Raw genomic sequence first — 18,655 nt, 5'->3', positions numbered from 1 at the left:
TTATTTATGGATTTTGTTTAATTGCGGGATCTGTATCAATCTGGTCTTGCGGAATAGGTTGCAATAGATCGCGGTTTGTAATTCTGGTGGTTATATTTTGCGAGGCAAACCAGGCGTTCATTACTGAAACAGCGTTACCAGTTCTGAGCAGATCAAACCAACGATGGCCTTCCCCTATCAGTTCCAATCTTCTCTCCAGCGTAATTGCATCCCTAACATCTACCTGACTCTGCTGTGTGGCATCGGCCAGGCCTGCTCTCTTTCGTACCAGATTCAGGTAAGTTTTTGCTGTCTCAGTATTCCCCAGCTCATTTTCATCTTCAGCCAGCATTAACAATACATCTGCATAACGCAATACCACAAAGTTGCTGCCTCCGTCTACCGGAGTTGTTGCCGAAGCTTTCAGCTTGGTAGAAAAAGGAGTTCCGGCACTGGTTAAACCAACATAAGCTGTTTTGCGTTTGTCCGAAGCACTATATAACTGATAGAAACTTTTGGTTGGCAGGTTATGGCCTTTTGCGCCGCTGATGGTACCCGATGGACTGAACTGCTGGTAAGCAGAACTGCCTTCGCTATTTCCGTTTATTCCAGATGCAAACTGCACGGCAAAAATAATTTCATTATTGTTCTTGTTAGTCAATGCGAAAATGTCAGCTGGCTCAGCAAGCAACTGGTGCCTTCCCGAGGCAACTACATCTGCCAGTACGGCTTTGCTTTCTGCAAATTTGCCCAAAGTCAGATAGACTTTCCCGATTAAAGATTGGGCAGCTGTTTTAACAGCTTTTCCTGGTGTAGTGGTACTTGCAGGCAATTCTTGTATGGCATTAGTCAGGTCTGAAATAATCTGTGCATATACCAGATCTTTATTTGTGCGCCCCTGGCCAAAAAACTCGTTGGGATTGGTGGTTTCTTTGGTCACCAAAGGCACATCGCCAAACACACGAACCATATTAAAGTAAAGCAGGGCACGCACAAAATGCATTTCCCCTTTTCTTGCCTGCTTTGTGGCAGCGCTGGCATAAGGAATATCATCAATCCTGTTCAGCACGGTATTGGCACGCTGAATGCCCTGGTAGGAATTCTTCCATAAATCTGAAAGCATGCCATTGGAGGCAACGGTGGTAAACTGATCGAGCTGGCCATACATCCCGCTGTCGTTTGCAGGAACCTCATCAAATGTATTATCTGAGGGAATTTCTCCGATGGCAGGCAGATAAAGGCCATATAAGCCGTTTAATTGTAAGGTACCGTAAACCGCGTTCACATACTCTTCAACTTCGGTTTCTGTAGTGAGAAAATTAGTGAGAGATTTGGAGGTAATGGGCTGTTGATTGAGTTCTTTAGTACAGGAAGTTATTCCTAAAAGACAGAAAAGTCCTCCTGTAACAAGTATTTTATTGATTATTTTTTTCATCGGTATATTATGATTTTTAAGCGGCAAGCTTGATGATGGTTTCATATAATTAAGATGTTGCTTTACATTAAAAGGTTAAATTGAAACCTGCTACAAAAGACCTGGCCACAGGATAGTTGGAATTAGAATAGCCTGAAGTAAGTACGTTATCGCTGGTGGCATCAGGATTAAATCCCCGAAAATTAGTTATGGTGAGCAGGTTATTCCCGGTTATATATACACTTGCCCTGGATACTTTTAATTTAGACAATAATTTTGAAGACAAGTTATAAGTAAGCTGAACATTACGCAGGCGGATATAATCAGCCTTTTGGAAGAAAACATTCGAGGCATTCGTATTGAGCCTGTTGGCAGAATAATTGGTATTAGGTTGAGCCAAAAAACCATTCGGGTTGTTAACAGGATGGTACCTGTTCTCGTAATAATAAGTATCGGCCATCGAGAAACCTTCTCCGGATTCCATATTGACTAATCCATTATCATAAATTTTCCTTCCCCATATTCCGTTGATGGAGAAACTCAGTTCAAAACTTTTATAAGCCAGACTACTGTTGAAACCATAGGTAATTTTTGGGGCATAGGTACCGAAGCCCATCCGGTCGTCGGGCGTTATTTTTCCATCGCCGTTCACATCCTGCACAATATAATCGCCCAGCAGTGTTCCGGCAACGTGCGGACTGTTGTCTATCTCACTTTGGTTTTTATACACACCGGTTACATTATAACCATAAAGCTCAGCAATTGGCCCACCAACCTTGGTTCTGAATGCGCTATTAGTACCGGTAACAATCTGGTTCTGTCCCGGCCCAAGTTCCAATACCTTATTTTTATTGGAGGCGATATTTGCACCAAAATTCCAGTTTAAAGGACCGAGTTTAATATTTGTACCAGAGAGCTCGAGCTCCAGGCCTTTGTTGCTTGCCCTGCCCACGTTTTGCAGTGCACTATCATAACCCGATTGTGAGGGCACAGGAACCTGCAATAAAAGATCTGAAGTGACCATCGAATAATAATTGGCAGAAAGGTTCAAGACCTTGAAAAGCCCTAAGTCCATTCCAAAATTATAAGAGGTTTTAGTTTCCCAGGATAGTGTACTGTTTGCCGGGTTAACTGCAGCAAAGCCTGGAAGAAGTGTTGATCCGCTTACATAACTTAGCGGATTTGCAAGGGCATAAGAACTGTAATTACCAATCTGATTATTTCCGGCCTTGCCGTAAGTAGCCCTGAATTTTAATAAATCAATCCAGTTTACCTTTGGAAAAAAATCTTCCCTGCTCACAATCCATCCGCCGGTTACCGATGGAAAATTACCCCATTTGGCATCCTGGCCAAACCTTGAGGAACCATCTCTTCTGATGGCTGCAGAAAACAGGTATTTGTTTGCATAAGCATACTGTAATCGGGTCAGATAAGAAAGTTGTGTCCAGACATATCTTTGCGGAACCACAGAAAATGAAGATGCTCCTGCAATGTTGTCAATATTATTATCAGGAATTCCGGTACCCGAAACCAGCGTACTGTTACCAGATTCTTTCTGAAAAGTGGTTCCGGCCAGCACATTGATATCGTGTTTCCCAAAGGTCTTTTCAAAAGTAAGGGTGTTCTCCCAAAGGTAATTGATCACCGAGCCATTTGTTTCGCTCGTCCGGGCTGGTTTTGGTGCTGCCGTACGGTATTCACCCACATCAGATGGGGTAAAAAAGTCGATAAAACTATTGCTGTAATCTCCACCTAAAAGCGATTTAAAAGTAAGCCCGGTAATGGGTTTAAAATTAAGGTAGGCATTACCAAAGGTACGGAACAGGTTTTTATTGTATTTCGTTTTTTCCATTATTGCAACAGGATTTTCACCAAGGGCACCATCTTCTGGTGTATTCGCTGTAATCTGCTGGCTTATGGCCAAAGAGCCGTCGTTGTTTCTTGCAGGGAAAAAAGGATACATAATCAGTGCGGCACCAATGGCATCACTACTCCTGCTCGCATCATTCTGGAAAAATTTCTGACGGTTGTAACTTGGGTTAATACTCAATCCTATATCAAATGATTTAGAGAGTTTGGAATCAAACTTAAACGACATGCTGTAACGTTTCAGTCCGGTTTCTATCACAATGCCGTCCTGATCAAAATAATTGCCCGAGAAATAATATTTAGATTTATCGTTTCCACCTGAGACCGCAACATTATAACTGCTGATGGGGGCTGTTCTAAAAATCTCGTCCAGCCAATCGGTATTGGTTAAACCTGGCTGATTATTTAAATAGGGCTGAATGTAGTTTAACCTTAAATCTCTTTTATTTGCACCTTTCGAAACCCTTGTGGCATAATCATCGCTAATACTTCTGTTTGTTGGGTTTCTGGACACATAGCCCCAGTCACGTGCTTCGGTATTCAGCTGCGCGAACTGATAACCGTCTACAAGATCAACTTTATCTGCACGCACCTGCGCACCGGTATAAAAGTCGAAAGAAACGGTATTCTTATCTGAACGGCCATTTTTAGTGGTAATCAGGATCACCCCATTGGCAGCCCTTGAGCCATAAATGGCTGCTGATGCCGGATCCTTTAAGATATCAATGGTTTCTATATCCTGGGGATTCACGGTATTAAGCGAACTTCCTTCAGAAAGTGGAAAACCATCTACCACGACCAAAGGACTTACGCCTGCCGTAAGCGTACCAATACCGCGAATCACGATCTGTGGATCGGTGCCTGGTTGCGCCGAAGCATCATTAATCACCACGCCAGCTGCTTTACCGGCAAGTTGCTGGGCGAAGTTACTGCCAGCATATTTATTCAGTTCCTCTGATTTTACTTGCGAAATTGCTCCCGTAATCTTGGTTTTCCGCTGGCTGCCATAACCTACCACTACCACATCATTCAAACCTGAAGAACTGGTTTCCATACGGATGAGGATAGAATTATTAGTACCAGGATTGATTAGAAAGGCTGGTGATGTCTTCTTTTCGTAACCGACATAATTAAAAGAAAAATCGTACCTGTTTCCTATTTTAACATTGTTAAAAACAAATATTCCTTTTAAATCGGTAACCGTACTTTCCTGTTTTTTAGTTGTCTGATCTACCATCATTACCGATACCCCGGGAAGTGTAGCACCTTTTTCATCAACTACAGTTCCTTTAACCGAAGTATTCTGCTGTGCATAAACAGCATGGGTAATCATGGTCAGTAGCGCAAATGCGGCAAAACATTTGAATTTTCTGATTGTCTTTTTAAGTTTGTTTGTTTGCATGGTATAATTAAAAATTAAGCAATAGCGTCCCTTTATCCCGTTTAGGGGGACATTCATTTTGGTTAAAACCAGGGTTAAAAATTATTTTTGTTTGCTGATGGTGATGCTTTTAGCGGTAAGTTTATAGGTTAACCCGTTCATGTTACAGATAACAGGCAATATCGTATTCAATTTTTCGTCGGCACCAACGCTACCCGTAAAGTATAATTTCTGCAGCTCGGCCTCTTCAACTCCCTCATAAACAAGATCGGTGTCATAGCGTTTCGATAAGCTGCTAAACACCTCACTCAAAGGCGTTTCATTAAACTGGAATTCATCCTTTGTGGCTACGCTTAGTACTGGTTGCGGCTTAACTGCTTTATCCGAATCTTTAAAATTGATCAGGCTATGCACCTTTAGTTTGGTATTAATGGATAACTGCTCTCCGGGAATTAAATAAACATCGCTCATTTTCATCCTGCTTTCGGCGCCAGCTTTAACAACTACTTTCCCTTCTATCAGCTTTACCGTAAGCCGATTCTCTTTATTGGTGTTAACGGTAAATTCGGTACCCAGTGCAGTTGTGGTAAAGCCATTTGCACTTACGATAAAAGGATGGTGCTTATCTTTAGCAACTTTGAAAGTAGCCTCACCTTTAATGCTGATATTTCTGCTTCTGCTATCAAAAGGTTCATAATAACTCAATGAACTCTTGGGCTGCAGCGTAACCCGTGAACCATCAGAAAGATTTATAATCATTGTACTTTTGCCAGAATTGTATGGCTGCCTGAGTATTTCTCTTTTTACCTGTACATAGTGATCTGCTGGTCCTTTCTTCTGTGGGGCATGGTTATGGTTAAAATATAGCAGTGTAGCTAAGGCAACAACTAATAAAGCAGCAACCATTTTTATCCAATGGTAGAGTGGAAATATTTTTGCACTATGTTTTACCTCGTGATCATCCATCCGGATATGGAGCCGGGCTAAAATATGCTCAAATCGCTTTTCCGTAATTTCTTTCTTACCCTCTGATAGCTCCAGATCATAGCCAGTTTTTAAATCAGACTTTAATCCTGCTGAATCTTTTTGTAAAGATTCAAGAAGTTTATGCTGCTCTTCTAAACTGATCTCGTTAGCCCATAGCTTATCTATGAGTTCATTTATTTCTTTCATCTGCTTTTAAATACGCTGAAGGGGTTGAAATGGGGGTGACCAACTATGTTATTAAAACATTAAATTACCATTAAGAAAACTACAGATATATTAACATAACCAAAACCGATACACTGATAATTCCGCCAGTTGGATTTCTGGACAGCATATATTCCCTGATGAAGTATTTGGATTGTTTGAGGTAGTCTTTTACCGATTCTGTAGATAATCCCAGGAGCTGTGCGGTTTCTTTTTGCGATTTCCCTTCAAACCGGCATAACCTGAATACCTTTTGTTTCTGGGGAGATAGTGCATTTATAGCTTCTTCAAGCATGTTGAGTTCTGCCTCAATCAGGTATTGGTCAGGAAATATTTCTTCTGCAACAGTATGAAAAGGATCATAACTATCTACATAGCTTATATTTTGTTTTATTTTCTTTCTGAGGTAAGATATTGATTTGTTGTAACTCACTACAAATAACCATGCCGATACCGGTTGTTCAGGATCTAGTTTCGCCTTATTTTCCCAAAGCGCAAAAAATACATCCTGTAGAATATCCTCAGCGATAGAAGTATCCTTGATCAGCTTAAAAATATTTGCATATACAGCCTTATGGTACTCCTTGTAAATCTGATCGAAAACATCCCTGTTATGCAACGGATCGTTTTGAAATTGATGCTTTACCATGAAGAATTAGATTGACCAAAAATATTTTGCACAAAAATACAGCACCCATGTTAACTATATATTAAGCTTTCTATTTCAGAATGCTCAGTAATGCAAGGCCAATCCCCAATACCATTAAGTTAAAGGATAAATCTCCCAGAGGGATCGTCATCCGATAACTACCGGCTACTATTGACGTCGTTTTACAAATCGTTACTATCAGCACTTTAATTTCTTAGTATATCCGCCCAGCTAAGCCATAGCACGATCTCCCCGTTCTGCTTAAATCCGGCCTAACAAATTTTTCGGGTTGCACTACCTAAGCCAACCTACTAACTTCGAAAGAAAAATTTTCAGCCGGCAGTTTTTGTTTCTTTTTGATGCCAAAAAGAAAGAGCCTTTCGGCGGCGGCGAGCCGAGGCAAGACCGAGCCGTAGGACAAGGGAAAACAATTGTACGTCACTCATATTTATTTTATAAAATAAATTATCCCTCAAACTGACAACCGTGGTGCTTAGCTTAATCACATTGAAAAGTTAAGAGTTTAACCAAAGATGAGCACAGATAAACATTGATTTTCATATCTGTGTGCATCCTTCCTATCTGTGGTTAATTTATGCTGGTCGAATGGCTTTACTTAATCACATTGAGACAATCCATACTCCCTAATACAATTAAGTTAAGAGTTTTTAACCACAGATGAGCACAGATAAACATGGATTTTCATATCTGTGTGCATCCTCCCTATCTGTGGTCAATTATTTTTTAAAAACATAATACATCCATCTGCTGTTATAGACCGTATATCAAACCGAATAACGCCGCAGGCTCAAGGCCAGGGAACTAACGGTAAGAAAAAAATTAACGCTACATTTACCAAGATTTGAACAATACACCAAACCTCCCCGATTACGAAAAACAGCGTCTGCAAGCCTTAGATTCCTACCAGATTATGGATAGCCTGCCTGAAGAGGATTTCGATGAGCTCACCAAAATGGCTTCCCAGATTTGTGGAACACCCATCGCACTGATTACCCTGGTAGACAGCTCGCGACAGTGGTTTAAAAGTAAGCTGGGCATTGATGTCCAACAAACCCCCAGAGAACATGCTTTCTGCGCACATACTATTACTGATCCATCTGGAATACTGATAGTGAGCAACGCAACGGAAGACCAACGATTTGCAGAAAACCCGCTTGTTACAGATGACCCCAATATTGCCTTCTATGCAGGGATTTCACTGCAGACCCCAGAAGGGATGCAACTAGGTTCGCTATGCGTGATCGATACTGTACCACGAACACTAGATGAACAACAGCTATGGTCGCTGAAGGTACTGGGTAAACAGGTAATTGCCCACATGGAACTGAGAAAGAAATTGCTATTGCTCAGCGAGGCGAACAGGCATCTTACTGAGACCAATCAATTTATGCAACAGTTTGCTACAGCTGCAGCCCACGACATCAAAAACCCGTTAAGTACCATTTCTATGAGTGCAGAGCTTCTGACCCGTCACCTGGAGCATAGTGGTGACCAAAAAGGACACAGGTTGGCATCAACCAGCCTAAATGGTGCAAAAGCCCTCGCGAAATTGATTAACGACATGCTGGACTATTCCATCAGACCAGAAATTCTGACGGCGCAACACAAATCCATTGAACTTAGTGGCTTCCTTCGTAAAACGGTATCTATGCTCAGTATTCCCGAAAATGTAAAGATCAGCTACCCGGAAGCAAAGATAGAGATCAGCACTTCAGCAATCGCACTCCAGCAGATCATGATCAACCTACTGACCAACTCTGTGCGGTATAACGACAAACAGACTTGCCTGATCCAAATTGGTTGTGTAATTGAAGACGACCTGGCCTACATTACCGTTTGCGATAATGGTATGGGCATCAGAAAAGAAGAACTGGAACGTATCTTTCAAAGAAACGTTACCCTAAACACCGCTGACCGCTTCGCCCAGAGCGGAACCGGAATTGGCCTTGCAACGGTAAAACTTTTGGTTGAGAAACTTGGTGGACAAATCAGCGTCCAGTCTACCCCTGGCACAGGCAGCGCCTTTACCTTTACGATCAGATCAAAAAAAAGCTAGCGCTCACAACAATTTAAAAATTGTTATAAAATAAAAAAGGGGCTGTATTATAAGTAATGATTTGCTTAGATTTTTTTACGTTAACCATTCTATATCTATGATACAGCCTATCTTTCTAAGTTATTAATTGCACCAATCCCTTAAACAGTTCTCTGTCTAACAGCTTCGTATAAAATTACCCCTGCAGCTACCGAAACATTTAGCGATTCGATTTTTCCCGCCATTGGTATTTTAGCTAAATGATCAGCTACCCTCAAAAGATCATTAGAAATCCCCTCATCTTCAGAGCCCATTACAATTGCTGTAGGCATGGTATAATCCGGTGCGTAAATAAAATCACTGGTTTTTTCGGTGCAGGCTACTATCTGCAGACCACTTTCTTGTAAAAACAAGCAGGTTTTATGCAGGTTGGCATGGCGACAAATCGGAATGCTGAATAATGCACCTGCAGAGGTTTTAATAGCATCAGCATTAATTTGTGCCGCATTTTTTAATGGAACAATTATGGCGTGAACACCTACGCAAGCAGCCGTACGTGCTATTGCACCCATATTGCGGACATCAGTTACGCTATCTAAAACTAAAATTAATGGAACTTCGCCTTTTTCGAAAACGGTTGGAATAATGTCTTCAATATTTTGATAAGTAATTGGAGAAATTACAGCAATCACACCCTGATGGTTTTTCTGCGACATGCGGTTCAGCTTCTCAATTGGAACTGAATTTAAAGGAATCAAAGTATCTTTTAACAGGGCTTTTAATTCTAGAAAAAGTTCCCCGCCCAAGCCGCGTTGCTGGTAAATGGTTTCAATATCTCTTCCTGCTTTAACGGCTTCTATTACAGCCCTGATGCCGAATACAAACTCATTATTCTCTTTTGCGCGTTGCGGTCTTCTAAAATTATCCATGTTTTGAAATTGTTAGGCAAAAGTATTCAAATAAAATGTTTTAGCCTTAAACAATGTGTTCCTTATTAACATTTAATTGTTTAAAAATTTTTATGACATCATAAATGCAATAAAATTCAATCTGATTATGCTTCAATTTGTTAACAAAGAGCTAGTAACTAATTCAAACAACACCATCAAAAATTGATTACTTTTGTGGAATGAGTATCGATAACGAACAAGGCGGAAAGAACAGTATGACTGCTAGAAAAAGCAGGTTAAGTAATACCATAAGTTCACAGGGCAAAATTCCCCCTCAGGCGTTAGATCTTGAGGAAGCAGTTCTTGGGGCCTTAATGCTCGAAAAAGATGCACTTTCTGCTGTAATTGATGTTTTAAAACCAGAGGTTTTCTATAACATTGCCCACCAGAAAATTTTTGAAGCGATTCATATTCTATTTCAGAAATCGCGACCAGTTGATATTTTAACAGTAACGGCAGAACTGCGAACATTAGGCTCTTTAGAAATGGTTGGTGGCGCCTACTACATTACCAACTTAACCAATAGAGTTGCTTCAGCAGCGAATATCGAGTTTCACGCACGTATTATTTCTCAGAAATATATTCAGCGTGAACTGATCAGAATCTCAACTGAAATCATTACAAATGCCTACGAAGATACCACTGATATTTTCGATCTCTTAGATCAGGCAGAAAAAGGACTTTTCGAAATCGCCCAGAATAACCTGCGTAGAGATACACAGAAAATGGACGATATCATTAAACAATCGTTAGCTACACTTGAGGAACTCCGCACCAAAACCGATGGTTTAACTGGTGTGCCAACGGGTTTTACCGGCTTAGACAGAATTACAGGTGGCTGGCAAAAACAGGATTTAGTAATTATCGCTGCGCGTCCGGCGATGGGAAAAACGGCCTTCGTACTAACCTGCGCAAGAAACGCTACTGTAGATTTCGCAAAACCAACTGTAGTATTCTCTCTAGAGATGTCGTCGGTGCAGCTGGTGAATCGTTTAATTTCAGGAGAAGCAGAAATTGAGCAGGAAAAAATCAGAAAAGGAAATTTACAGGAATGGGAATGGCAACAGCTGCACAGTAAAATTGGCCGCTTAACCGAAGCTCCCCTGTTAATTGATGATACCCCGGCACTGAATATTTTTGAATTCAGGGCAAAATGCCGAAGGTTAAAATCACAATACGATATCCAATTGGTAATTGTCGATTACTTGCAGTTAATGCATGGTAAAGGCGAAGGAAAAGGCGGTGGTAACCGTGAGCAGGAAATTGGTAGTATTTCGAGAGCGCTAAAATCAGTTGCTAAAGAACTAGATGTACCGGTACTGGCCCTATCACAATTAAGTCGTGCGGTAGAGAGCAGACCAGGTTTACAAGGAAAACGGCCAATGTTATCCGATTTACGTGAGTCCGGTTCAATTGAGCAGGATGCGGATATGGTATTATTCTTGTACCGCCCTGAATATTATGGCATTACTGAGGATGAGCAAGGAAGGTCGCAAGCAGGTATTGGTGAGGTTATCATTGCAAAACACCGTAACGGTGAAACCGGAATTGTACCACTTAAATTCATTGGTAAATTTGTGAAGTTTACGGATTTGGAAGATGATTTTAATGCTCCACCAAATTCATTTGCTGCTGATCCGTCTGCCGGAATGTACCCATCTCAGGATTTCGAAAAGCAAAGCAATGTCATTATCCGTCCTTCAAAAATGGATGATTATAATGATGATGATCCACCTTTTTAGGAAATTCCAAACGAGCTAAAATGCTCCAAAATCTTCATGTCATACATATGATTTTTGTGAGATAATTACTCCTATTGGGGCGACAGACTTCAATAGATTGATCGTCATTCCCGCGCAGGCGGGAATCTTAATCTTTAGGCTTATGGCATTAAGATTCCCAATCAAGTTGGGAATGACGACCCTACGAAATGTATTAATTCATTTAAATTCCCCTGTTATTCATATTGTTTTTATGCAATAAACTACATAAGCATAACAACAAGTATTTCAGCTGCAATATAAAAGACCAAACTCTCGGCACAGGCCCGAAAAACTAACCTCGTAGCACCAAGCCCAACCAATCTAAACCCGATAAAACGAATGCTCCCGATTCTTCATCGGAGCAGCAGTGATAGCGGGACTACATTACCCTACATTGCACTGTAATTGCTTTCCAGGTTCTAACTCCTTTTCTATTAGCCAGACCGCAATCTGTTAGTTAGTATGGCATTTAAAATAAATATCCAACCAGGATTCCAGCCAGTACAATTAATGGCGGACTTATCTTAGTGAAATTAAGCAACAGAAATGTAGCGGCCATAATCCCTAAAAATAGCCAGTTAAAACCCATTGGTATTAACAGCAGCACAAAAGCAGCAATAATAAAACCAACACTAACGGCATTGATTCCGGAAAGGCTATGACGGATTCTGGAGATCTTTTTTAAATCATCCCAGAAGGGTACAATAAATAAAACAAGGATAAGTCCAGGTAAGTTAATACCGATCACCCCAATTAATCCTCCTAAAATCTGTCCCCATAATCCGTATCCAAAATTCTTCATGCTTAATGCACCTAAATAACTGGTAAAAGAAAATGTTGGACCAGGTAAAGCTTGTTGTAATGCAAAGCCCGATAAAAATCCAGATGAAGGCAAATAATGTTTCATCTCTACAAACTCGGTAAACATTAAAGGCACAAGTACCTGTCCGCCGCCAAAAACCAATATTCCGTTACGGTAAAAGTTTTCGAGCAAACGAATCGGTAAACTAAAAGGCGAGGTTCTGTTTATAATTGCACCTACTAATGCAAACAAAAGCAAAGCACCTAAAAAGTAAATTAGTTTTTTGGGATTGATATTTGAAAAAAGTTTAACCCTTAACTCGGTTTCCTCTTTTGGTGTTTCGATAGCGGAAGAAATCATTCCTCCGATCAATATGGATAATGGAAATACGTAAGCATTTCTTAAAACTAGTGTGGCAATAACTGAAGCAATGGCCAGAAATATAGAAACCTGAGAGGATAAAACCTTTTTGCCCAGTTTCCATGCGCCATAAGCTACTATCCCCAGTGCAATTGGCTGGATGTATTCTAAAATATCATTAAACTTTTGTTTTTGATCAAGCAAAGCATAACTAATGGCTGCAAAAGTCATGATGGTCGCAGTGGGCAATATCCAGATCAGGAAAGTGATGATAGCCAGTTTAAGTTTTCCGACCTTCCAGGCTATTCCAACGAGGGTTTGCGTAGATGCTGGTCCGGGGAGTACCTGTGCCAGTGCATTTAACTCCAGGAGCTCTTCTTCCGAAATAAATTTGGTGCTCTGAACAAAATATTTAAGCAGCAAAGCCAGGTGCGCCTGCGCCCCGCCAAAAGAGGTGAATGTAAAAAAGATTACGTTCCTAATAAATAACCACTGTTTTTTTGCAGCTATAGGTTTTGTTTGCATTAGTTCAAAACTGAAAATTAATAACTGTTAACTGAACTAGTCGTCTTCATAATCTAATCCGGAGGCTGTATTGTAAGCACCCTGTAATTCTGAAAAAGCATGCATATCTCTTTTATTTCGGGCCACTTGCATCCCCTTCTGATAAATTTCGATTGCTTTCTCTTTTTGGTCATCTTTTTCCAATAACTTGCCTAAATGATAATAAGTACCTACATAATCAGGATGTTTATCAGTTAACTGAAGGTAAAAAGAATAGGCTTTTTCTTTGTCATTTTGAGCGTTATACTCTGTGGCTAAGGCATATAGTATAAACGGATCGTTAGGATCGCTTTCTAAAAATTCTAATAACTTGCTTAAACGGGTGGATGACATTTTATTTCCTTGCTTTTTTAATTAAATTTGCAGAAAGACCTTATATAATAATGATATCATATATGAACCGATCAGCAGCTAAACAATTTTAGTTCCAGAACGTTCATAGCAATAAAAACCACTATTAACATATGAAAATATTAGTTTGTATCAGTAACGTGCCAGACACGACGACAAAAATAACTTTTACTAATGATAATACCGAATTCAATACGGCGGGAGTGCAATATATTGTTAATCCATACGATGAAATCGCTTTATCACGTGCAATTGAGTTAACCGAAGGTGGAAAAGGAACCGTAACTGCGATCAATGTTGGCGAGGCAGCCAACGATCCAACCATCAGGAAAGCACTGGCCATTGGTGCCGATGATGCAGTTAGGGTAAATGCAGCGCCAAGAGATGCTTATTTCGTGGCTAAACAGATTGCAGAATATGCAAAGGATAAAGATTTTGATCTGATTTTAACAGGCCGCGAATCTATCGATTATAACGGTAATCAGGTTGCTGCTATGGTTGGCGAATTTTTAGACATCCCTTCAATATCAATTATTAAAAAGTTAACTCTTGATGGCGATACTGCAACAATTGAAAGAGAGATTGAAGGTGGTAAAGAAGTTTTAACCGTTTCTGGTAAGTTTATTGCAAGTTGCGCTGAAGGTGTGGCAGAACCTAAAATTCCGACTATGCGTGGTATCATGAGCGCCAGAACTAAACCATTGACTGTGGTGGATGCTGTTGCAACTGAAGAAGTAGCCAAAGTAACCAGGTATGAAACTCCTGCTCCTCGTGGAACGGTAAAATTAATTCCTGCCGATCAAACAGAATCGTTAATTAGCTTACTTCACAGCGAAGCTAAAGTAATCTAACCAGTAAGGCAGTTAGCAATTTCCAGTTGCCTGGTATTGCAGAGATTAATAAATAATAATTAATTATAAAAAATAGCCCCTTTAGGGGATTAAGGGTAAATATATGTCAGTATTAGTATATGTAGAACAAGCTGAGGGAAAATTTAAGAAATCTGTTTTTGAAGCCGTTTCTTATGCCAAAGCCATTGCCGATCAACAATCAACTCATTTAACCGCAATTTCTATTGGCGATGTGGCCGAAAGTGAATTAAAGGAATTAGGTAAATATGGTGCATCAAAAGTATTAAATGTAAATGCTGATCAATTAAAAACCTTTGTAAATCAGGCTTATGCAAGCGTTATTGCTGCTGCAGCTGAAAAAGAAAGTGCTGATATTATCGTTTTATCTAACTCTTTCTCTGGTAAAGGTTTAGCGCCGCGTATTGCAGTAAAACTTAAAGCGGGATTAGCTGATGGCGCAGTAGAATTACCAAGTACTGATGGTAAATTCTCGGTTAAGAAAACGGCTTTCTCAGGTAAGGCATTCGCCATTACCGAATTAACATCGGCCAATAAAGTAATTGCCTTAAATCCAAATGCATTTGGCGTTAAAGAAAATGCTACAGATGCTGCAATAGAAGCCTTCAGTGCTGATATTAAACAATCTGATTTAGCAACAGTTATTAAAGAGATTGTGAGGGCAACTGATAAAGTTTCGCTACCTGATGCAGAATTAGTGGTTTCGGCTGGCAGAGGTTTAAAAGGACCAGAAAACTGGGGCATGATCGAAGAATTAGCTGGCTTGTTGGGCGCTGCTACTGCATGTTCTAAACCGGTATCGGATGCAGACTGGAGACCACACTCAGAACACGTTGGTCAAACCGGGATTGCGATTAGCCCTAACCTTTATATCGCTATTGGTATCTCTGGCGCGATCCAGCATTTGGCAGGTGTTAGTTCATCAAAAGTGATTGTTGTAATCAACAAAGATCCGGAAGCTCCTTTCTTCAAAGTGGCTGATTATGGTATTGTTGGTGATGCTTTTGAGGTTGTACCAAAATTAATTGAAGCATTAAAAGCACATAAAGGATAAAAATAAACCTTTAAACCCCGCAGTTTTAAAAACCTGCGGGGTTTGGAAAACAAATATGAAAAAAGTTAAATTAGATATTGTAGGTTTATCTTACAGCCAGACTCAATCTGGTGCTTATGCCCTTGTTTTAGGAGAAGTAAATGGACGCCGCCGCTTGCCGATTATTATTGGTGCATTTGAAGCGCAGGCCATTGCCATAGAAATTGAGAAAATGACTCCTAGTAGGCCATTAACACATGATTTATTCAAATCAATGGCTGATACTTTTCATATTAATATCAAAGAAATTATTATCTATAATCTGGTTGATGGTGTTTTTTATGCAAAGTTAATCTGTAGCGATGGTAAAAACACACATGAAGTTGACGCCAGAACATCTGATGCTATTGCTTTGGCCGTTCGGTTTAATGCCATGATTTACACTTACGAATTTATTTTGGCTTCTGCCGGAATCGTGATAGAAGGTAATGATTTTCTTTTTCTTGAAAACATGGATTCAATTGCTAAAGAACCAGAAGCTGATAGCATGCCAACCTCAACCCAGCAACAGGGTTTTGGCGATTTTACATTAGAAGAACTTCAACAAAAATTACAGGAAGCCATTGCTGAAGAAGCCTATGAAAAGGCCGCAAGATTAAGAGATGAATTGAATAAACGTGGAACATCTTAGTTTTGGCGGATCTAAAACGTTTATTCGCTCAAAATTTGCCGGAATCTTTTTCTCAATTACCCTCCATAAAAGCTAAATTCTAAAATGAGCCAGATTATTTTAAATAATTTAGGTTCATTTTGGATTATCATTCAAAATAGTTCTATATTCAGCTTTTACTTTCAATCATTCAAACTAAATTATTATTATGAATGTTAAGTTTCGCTTAACTATAATGAGTTTCATGCAATTCTTTGTATGGGCTGCCTGGTTAATTACAATTGCAAATTATTGGTTTGGAACCAAACAATGGGACGGCGCAGATTTTGGAATCATTTTTTCTACCATGGGCATCGCCTCGCTGTTTATGCCTACCCTAACTGGCATTTTAGCGGATAAATGGATTAACGCAGAAAAACTTTATGCGATTTTGCATCTTCTTTACGCAGCAACCATGTTTTACCTGCCGCAGGTGAATGATCCGCACACTTTTTTTTGGGTAATATTGGTAGCCATGTGTTTTTACATGCCAACCATAGCGCTGAGCAATTCGATAAGTTACACCACCTTAAAAAATGGAAATTTCGATGTAATAAAAGACTTTCCGCCCATCAGGGTTTGGGGTACCATTGGTTTTATTGCTGCCATGTGGATTACCAATTTAACGGGTAATAAGGCAAGTGCCAACCAATTCTACATTGCAGGTATAAGTGCCTTAATGCTTGGTGCATACTCTTTCACGTTACCTGCCTGTAAGCCTTTAAACTTAATCAGCGATAAAAAAACATTTGCACAGAAACTCGGGCTCGAATCTTTTAAGCTTTTTACCGATTACAAAATGGCTTTGTTTTTTATCTTCTCTATGTTTTTAGGAGCGGCATTGCAACTAACAAATGCTTATGGTGATGTTTTTCTGGATGAATTTAAATTATTCCCCGTTTTTGCAGAGTCATTTGTAATAAAATATTCTACCATCATTTTATCGATCTCACAAGTATCAGAAACACTTTTTATCCTGGCCATTCCTTTCTTTTTGAAAAGATTTGGTATTAAATGGGTAATTGCAATTGCCATGTTTGCCTGGGTACTGCGTTTTGGTTTATTCGCCTATGGCGATCCTTCAACCAATCTCTGGATGATTATTACTTCATGTATCGTTTACGGAATGGCATTCGATTTCTTTAACATTTCAGGATCACTGTTTGTTGAAACATCAACTGCACCAAAAATCCGTTCTTCTGCACAAGGTTTATTTATGATGATGACCAATGGCTTTGGTGCCGTGTTTGGCAGTTTGGTTTCAGGCTGGATGATTAGCCGCTTTTTTACCACTTACTACCATACCATCGGTTCGCTCTCCAAATATGTTAAAAGTGAGCAAGACAATGTACACTTGCTTAAATTTCTTAAAAATAAAGGAATTGATGTATTGCCTAACGGAGATCTGAGCAGAGCCCTTGATGTAAAGGACTGGCATAACATCTGGTTAACTTTTACCATTTACGTCCTGGTTATTGCAGTCGTTTTTGTGGTGATATTTAAACATAAACATACCCGGGCAGAAGTAGAAGCCATTAATCATTTATAATTTCAATTTATCCAATGTCAGCTGGTAAGTATAGAAAAGAACACAACTGCCTAAACTGTGGCGCTCATGTTGAAAAACATTATTGCAGTGATTGCGGTCAGCCAAATTTAGAATTAAAAGAAAGTTTCTGGGCTTTTATCAGCCACAGTATTGCGCATTACTTTCATTTCGACAATAAATTCTTTCAAACCCTCTCTCCTCTTTTAACAAAGCCAGGGAAAGTTACGCTAGATTATTTGGCTGGCAAAAGAGCCCGGTACATTAATCCGGTAAGCATGTATATTTTTGTATCAATCGTTTACTTTTTAGTGGCCTATTCTCCTGAGCATAGCGCTAATAACGAAGAGCATATCGATACAAAGACAAGAGTTCAGCAAAAGGCCACTTTAGATACTGTTAACAGTAAACTCGAAAAAGCAGGTATTTTAGGAAAAGCTCCGGGTATTGCAAACAAAGTTAAAGCAGAAATTAAAGAAGATTTAGACAGAAGTACTTTTAAAACCTTAGGCTTTAAAGAACAAGCTATTGTTTTAGTTGATTTGAAGAAACAACAAAAAGCCAATAAATCAGATTCTCTGGAAAAAGTTATTAAAAGATTTAGTACCATTCATAATGATAGAAATGACTCAACCTATGATGCTTACCTATCGAGACAAAACACATTGCCTTTAATTGAAAGAGACAATTGGTTTAAACGAATGGCTACAAAACGCTCTATAACAATTGGCCAAAAATCTGAAGTTATACAGGAAACTTTAGAGCACAACAGGCCGAAACAATATTTTTTGCTGATGCCTTTACTTGCGCTGTTTATTATGTGGAACTTCAGGAAAAATCACATTTACTATCTTGATCACCTGATATTTACGATACATGGAATGACAGCCTACTTCATTGTGTCGATTTTCACAAAACCATTCATAAAGTACATATTCGGCGAAGATTCTATAATATCCAATATAATTGGGCTTGCTATTATCGTCTGGATTTGCTGGTATATGTTTAATGCATTAAAAATATTCTATCAGCGTAAAAAAGTAATTGGCAAAATGATAATGATTTTTATTCTTTACGCTATTGCGTTTAAATTAACTGAAATGCTCATGTTGAATCTAATTTATTACGTTGCCACCTAGCTGGAAATAACCAGGCATAAAAAAAGCTTC

14 protein-coding genes are annotated in these 18,655 nt (G+C 39.5%); 7 read left to right on the top strand and 7 right to left on the bottom strand.

Going from position 1 to position 18,655, the window contains the following annotated elements; translation table 11 throughout:
* Positions 1-4 precede the first annotated feature (4 nt).
* The 4 genes from KYH19_RS08110 to KYH19_RS08095 all read right to left on the bottom strand — a co-directional run bounded on the left by KYH19_RS08110 (position 5) and on the right by KYH19_RS08095 (position 6,483).
* Positions 5-1,414, bottom strand: coding sequence for a RagB/SusD family nutrient uptake outer membrane protein (locus KYH19_RS08110; protein WP_219078278.1), 1,410 nt, complete (start codon positions 1,412-1,414; stop codon positions 5-7).
* Between the two features lie 67 nt (positions 1,415-1,481).
* A complete protein-coding gene (locus tag KYH19_RS08105; protein ID WP_219078277.1) occupies positions 1,482-4,664 on the bottom strand; it encodes a TonB-dependent receptor in 3,183 nt (1,060 codons plus the stop codon).
* A gap of 81 nt (positions 4,665-4,745) precedes the next feature.
* Positions 4,746-5,816: a FecR family protein gene (locus KYH19_RS08100; protein ID WP_219078276.1), complete on the bottom strand. Its 1,071-nt coding sequence runs from the start codon at positions 5,814-5,816 to the stop codon at positions 4,746-4,748.
* A 79-nt stretch (positions 5,817-5,895) separates the two neighbouring features.
* Positions 5,896-6,483: an RNA polymerase sigma factor gene (locus KYH19_RS08095; RefSeq protein ID WP_219078275.1), complete on the bottom strand. Its 588-nt coding sequence runs from the start codon at positions 6,481-6,483 to the stop codon at positions 5,896-5,898.
* Positions 6,484-7,414: 931 nt separating this feature from the next.
* Here KYH19_RS08095 and KYH19_RS08090 point away from each other — a divergent pair.
* On the top strand, positions 7,415-8,560 hold the full coding sequence (locus KYH19_RS08090; protein WP_370630317.1) for an ATP-binding protein: 1,146 nt from the start codon (positions 7,415-7,417) through the stop codon (positions 8,558-8,560).
* 140 nt (positions 8,561-8,700) lie between these two features.
* On the opposite strand, the gene rlmB is transcribed toward KYH19_RS08090, so the two are convergent.
* The gene (gene rlmB / locus KYH19_RS08085; RefSeq protein ID WP_132399762.1) at positions 8,701-9,468 is read right to left on the bottom strand and encodes a 23S rRNA (guanosine(2251)-2'-O)-methyltransferase RlmB; all 768 of its coding nucleotides are present in this window, start codon (positions 9,466-9,468) and stop codon (positions 8,701-8,703) included.
* Positions 9,469-9,668: 200 nt separating this feature from the next.
* Between rlmB and dnaB the strand changes: the two genes are divergently transcribed.
* Positions 9,669-11,231, top strand: coding sequence for a replicative DNA helicase (gene dnaB, locus KYH19_RS08080; protein WP_121287886.1), 1,563 nt, complete (start codon positions 9,669-9,671; stop codon positions 11,229-11,231).
* 490 nt (positions 11,232-11,721) lie between these two features.
* Here dnaB and chrA read toward each other — a convergent pair whose 3' ends face one another.
* Together chrA and KYH19_RS08070 are read right to left on the bottom strand one after the other, a co-directional pair.
* On the bottom strand, positions 11,722-12,939 hold the full coding sequence (chrA, locus tag KYH19_RS08075; RefSeq protein ID WP_121287885.1) for a chromate efflux transporter: 1,218 nt from the start codon (positions 12,937-12,939) through the stop codon (positions 11,722-11,724).
* A 36-nt stretch (positions 12,940-12,975) separates the two neighbouring features.
* Complete coding sequence (locus KYH19_RS08070) at positions 12,976-13,311, bottom strand: tetratricopeptide repeat protein (RefSeq protein WP_219078273.1); 336 nt, start codon at positions 13,309-13,311, stop codon at positions 12,976-12,978.
* 131 nt (positions 13,312-13,442) lie between these two features.
* On the opposite strand from KYH19_RS08070, the gene KYH19_RS08065 reads away from it, so the two are divergent.
* The 5 genes from KYH19_RS08065 (at position 13,443) to KYH19_RS08045 (ending at position 18,625) form a co-directional block, all read left to right on the top strand.
* On the top strand, positions 13,443-14,180 hold the full coding sequence (locus KYH19_RS08065) for an electron transfer flavoprotein subunit beta/FixA family protein (RefSeq protein WP_219078272.1): 738 nt from the start codon (positions 13,443-13,445) through the stop codon (positions 14,178-14,180).
* A gap of 103 nt (positions 14,181-14,283) precedes the next feature.
* Positions 14,284-15,252: an electron transfer flavoprotein subunit alpha/FixB family protein gene (locus KYH19_RS08060; RefSeq protein WP_219078271.1), complete on the top strand. Its 969-nt coding sequence runs from the start codon at positions 14,284-14,286 to the stop codon at positions 15,250-15,252.
* A gap of 55 nt (positions 15,253-15,307) precedes the next feature.
* Complete coding sequence (locus KYH19_RS08055; RefSeq protein WP_121287882.1) at positions 15,308-15,922, top strand: bifunctional nuclease family protein; 615 nt, start codon at positions 15,308-15,310, stop codon at positions 15,920-15,922.
* A gap of 187 nt (positions 15,923-16,109) precedes the next feature.
* A complete protein-coding gene (locus tag KYH19_RS08050) occupies positions 16,110-17,489 on the top strand; it encodes a nucleoside permease (RefSeq protein ID WP_219078270.1) in 1,380 nt (459 codons plus the stop codon).
* Positions 17,490-17,503: 14 nt separating this feature from the next.
* Positions 17,504-18,625 carry a DUF3667 domain-containing protein gene (locus tag KYH19_RS08045; protein ID WP_219078269.1) on the top strand — a complete coding sequence of 374 codons (1,122 nt, stop codon included), beginning with the start codon at positions 17,504-17,506 and terminating at the stop codon, positions 18,623-18,625.
* Positions 18,626-18,655: the final 30 nt, after the last annotated feature.

The organism is Pedobacter sp. D749, from assembly GCF_019317285.1.
In the GTDB taxonomy this organism is placed as follows: domain Bacteria; phylum Bacteroidota; class Bacteroidia; order Sphingobacteriales; family Sphingobacteriaceae; genus Pedobacter.
Note: the sequence above shows the minus strand (reverse complement) of the source record. Positions and strands in the feature narration are given on the sequence as shown.

Bases quoted from the DNA above. Each gene is read 5' to 3' on its own strand.
- KYH19_RS08090 (WP_370630317.1), top strand. From the start codon at position 7,415: ATGGATAGCCTGCCTGAAGAGGATTTCGATGAGCTCACCAAAATGGCT.
- KYH19_RS08050 (WP_219078270.1), top strand. From the start codon at position 16,110: ATGAATGTTAAGTTTCGCTTAACTATAATGAGTTTCATGCAATTCTTT.
- KYH19_RS08100 (WP_219078276.1), bottom strand. From the start codon at position 5,816: ATGAAAGAAATAAATGAACTCATAGATAAGCTATGGGCTAACGAGATC.
- rlmB (WP_132399762.1), bottom strand. From the start codon at position 9,468: ATGGATAATTTTAGAAGACCGCAACGCGCAAAAGAGAATAATGAGTTT.
- dnaB (WP_121287886.1), top strand. From the start codon at position 9,669: ATGAGTATCGATAACGAACAAGGCGGAAAGAACAGTATGACTGCTAGA.
- KYH19_RS08095 (WP_219078275.1), bottom strand. From the start codon at position 6,483: ATGGTAAAGCATCAATTTCAAAACGATCCGTTGCATAACAGGGATGTT.
- KYH19_RS08065 (WP_219078272.1), top strand. From the start codon at position 13,443: ATGAAAATATTAGTTTGTATCAGTAACGTGCCAGACACGACGACAAAA.
- KYH19_RS08060 (WP_219078271.1), top strand. From the start codon at position 14,284: ATGTCAGTATTAGTATATGTAGAACAAGCTGAGGGAAAATTTAAGAAA.
- KYH19_RS08055 (WP_121287882.1), top strand. From the start codon at position 15,308: ATGAAAAAAGTTAAATTAGATATTGTAGGTTTATCTTACAGCCAGACT.
- KYH19_RS08105 (WP_219078277.1), bottom strand. From the start codon at position 4,664: ATGCAAACAAACAAACTTAAAAAGACAATCAGAAAATTCAAATGTTTT.
- KYH19_RS08070 (WP_219078273.1), bottom strand. From the start codon at position 13,311: ATGTCATCCACCCGTTTAAGCAAGTTATTAGAATTTTTAGAAAGCGAT.
- chrA (WP_121287885.1), bottom strand. From the start codon at position 12,939: ATGCAAACAAAACCTATAGCTGCAAAAAAACAGTGGTTATTTATTAGG.
- KYH19_RS08045 (WP_219078269.1), top strand. From the start codon at position 17,504: ATGTCAGCTGGTAAGTATAGAAAAGAACACAACTGCCTAAACTGTGGC.
- KYH19_RS08110 (WP_219078278.1), bottom strand. From the start codon at position 1,414: ATGAAAAAAATAATCAATAAAATACTTGTTACAGGAGGACTTTTCTGT.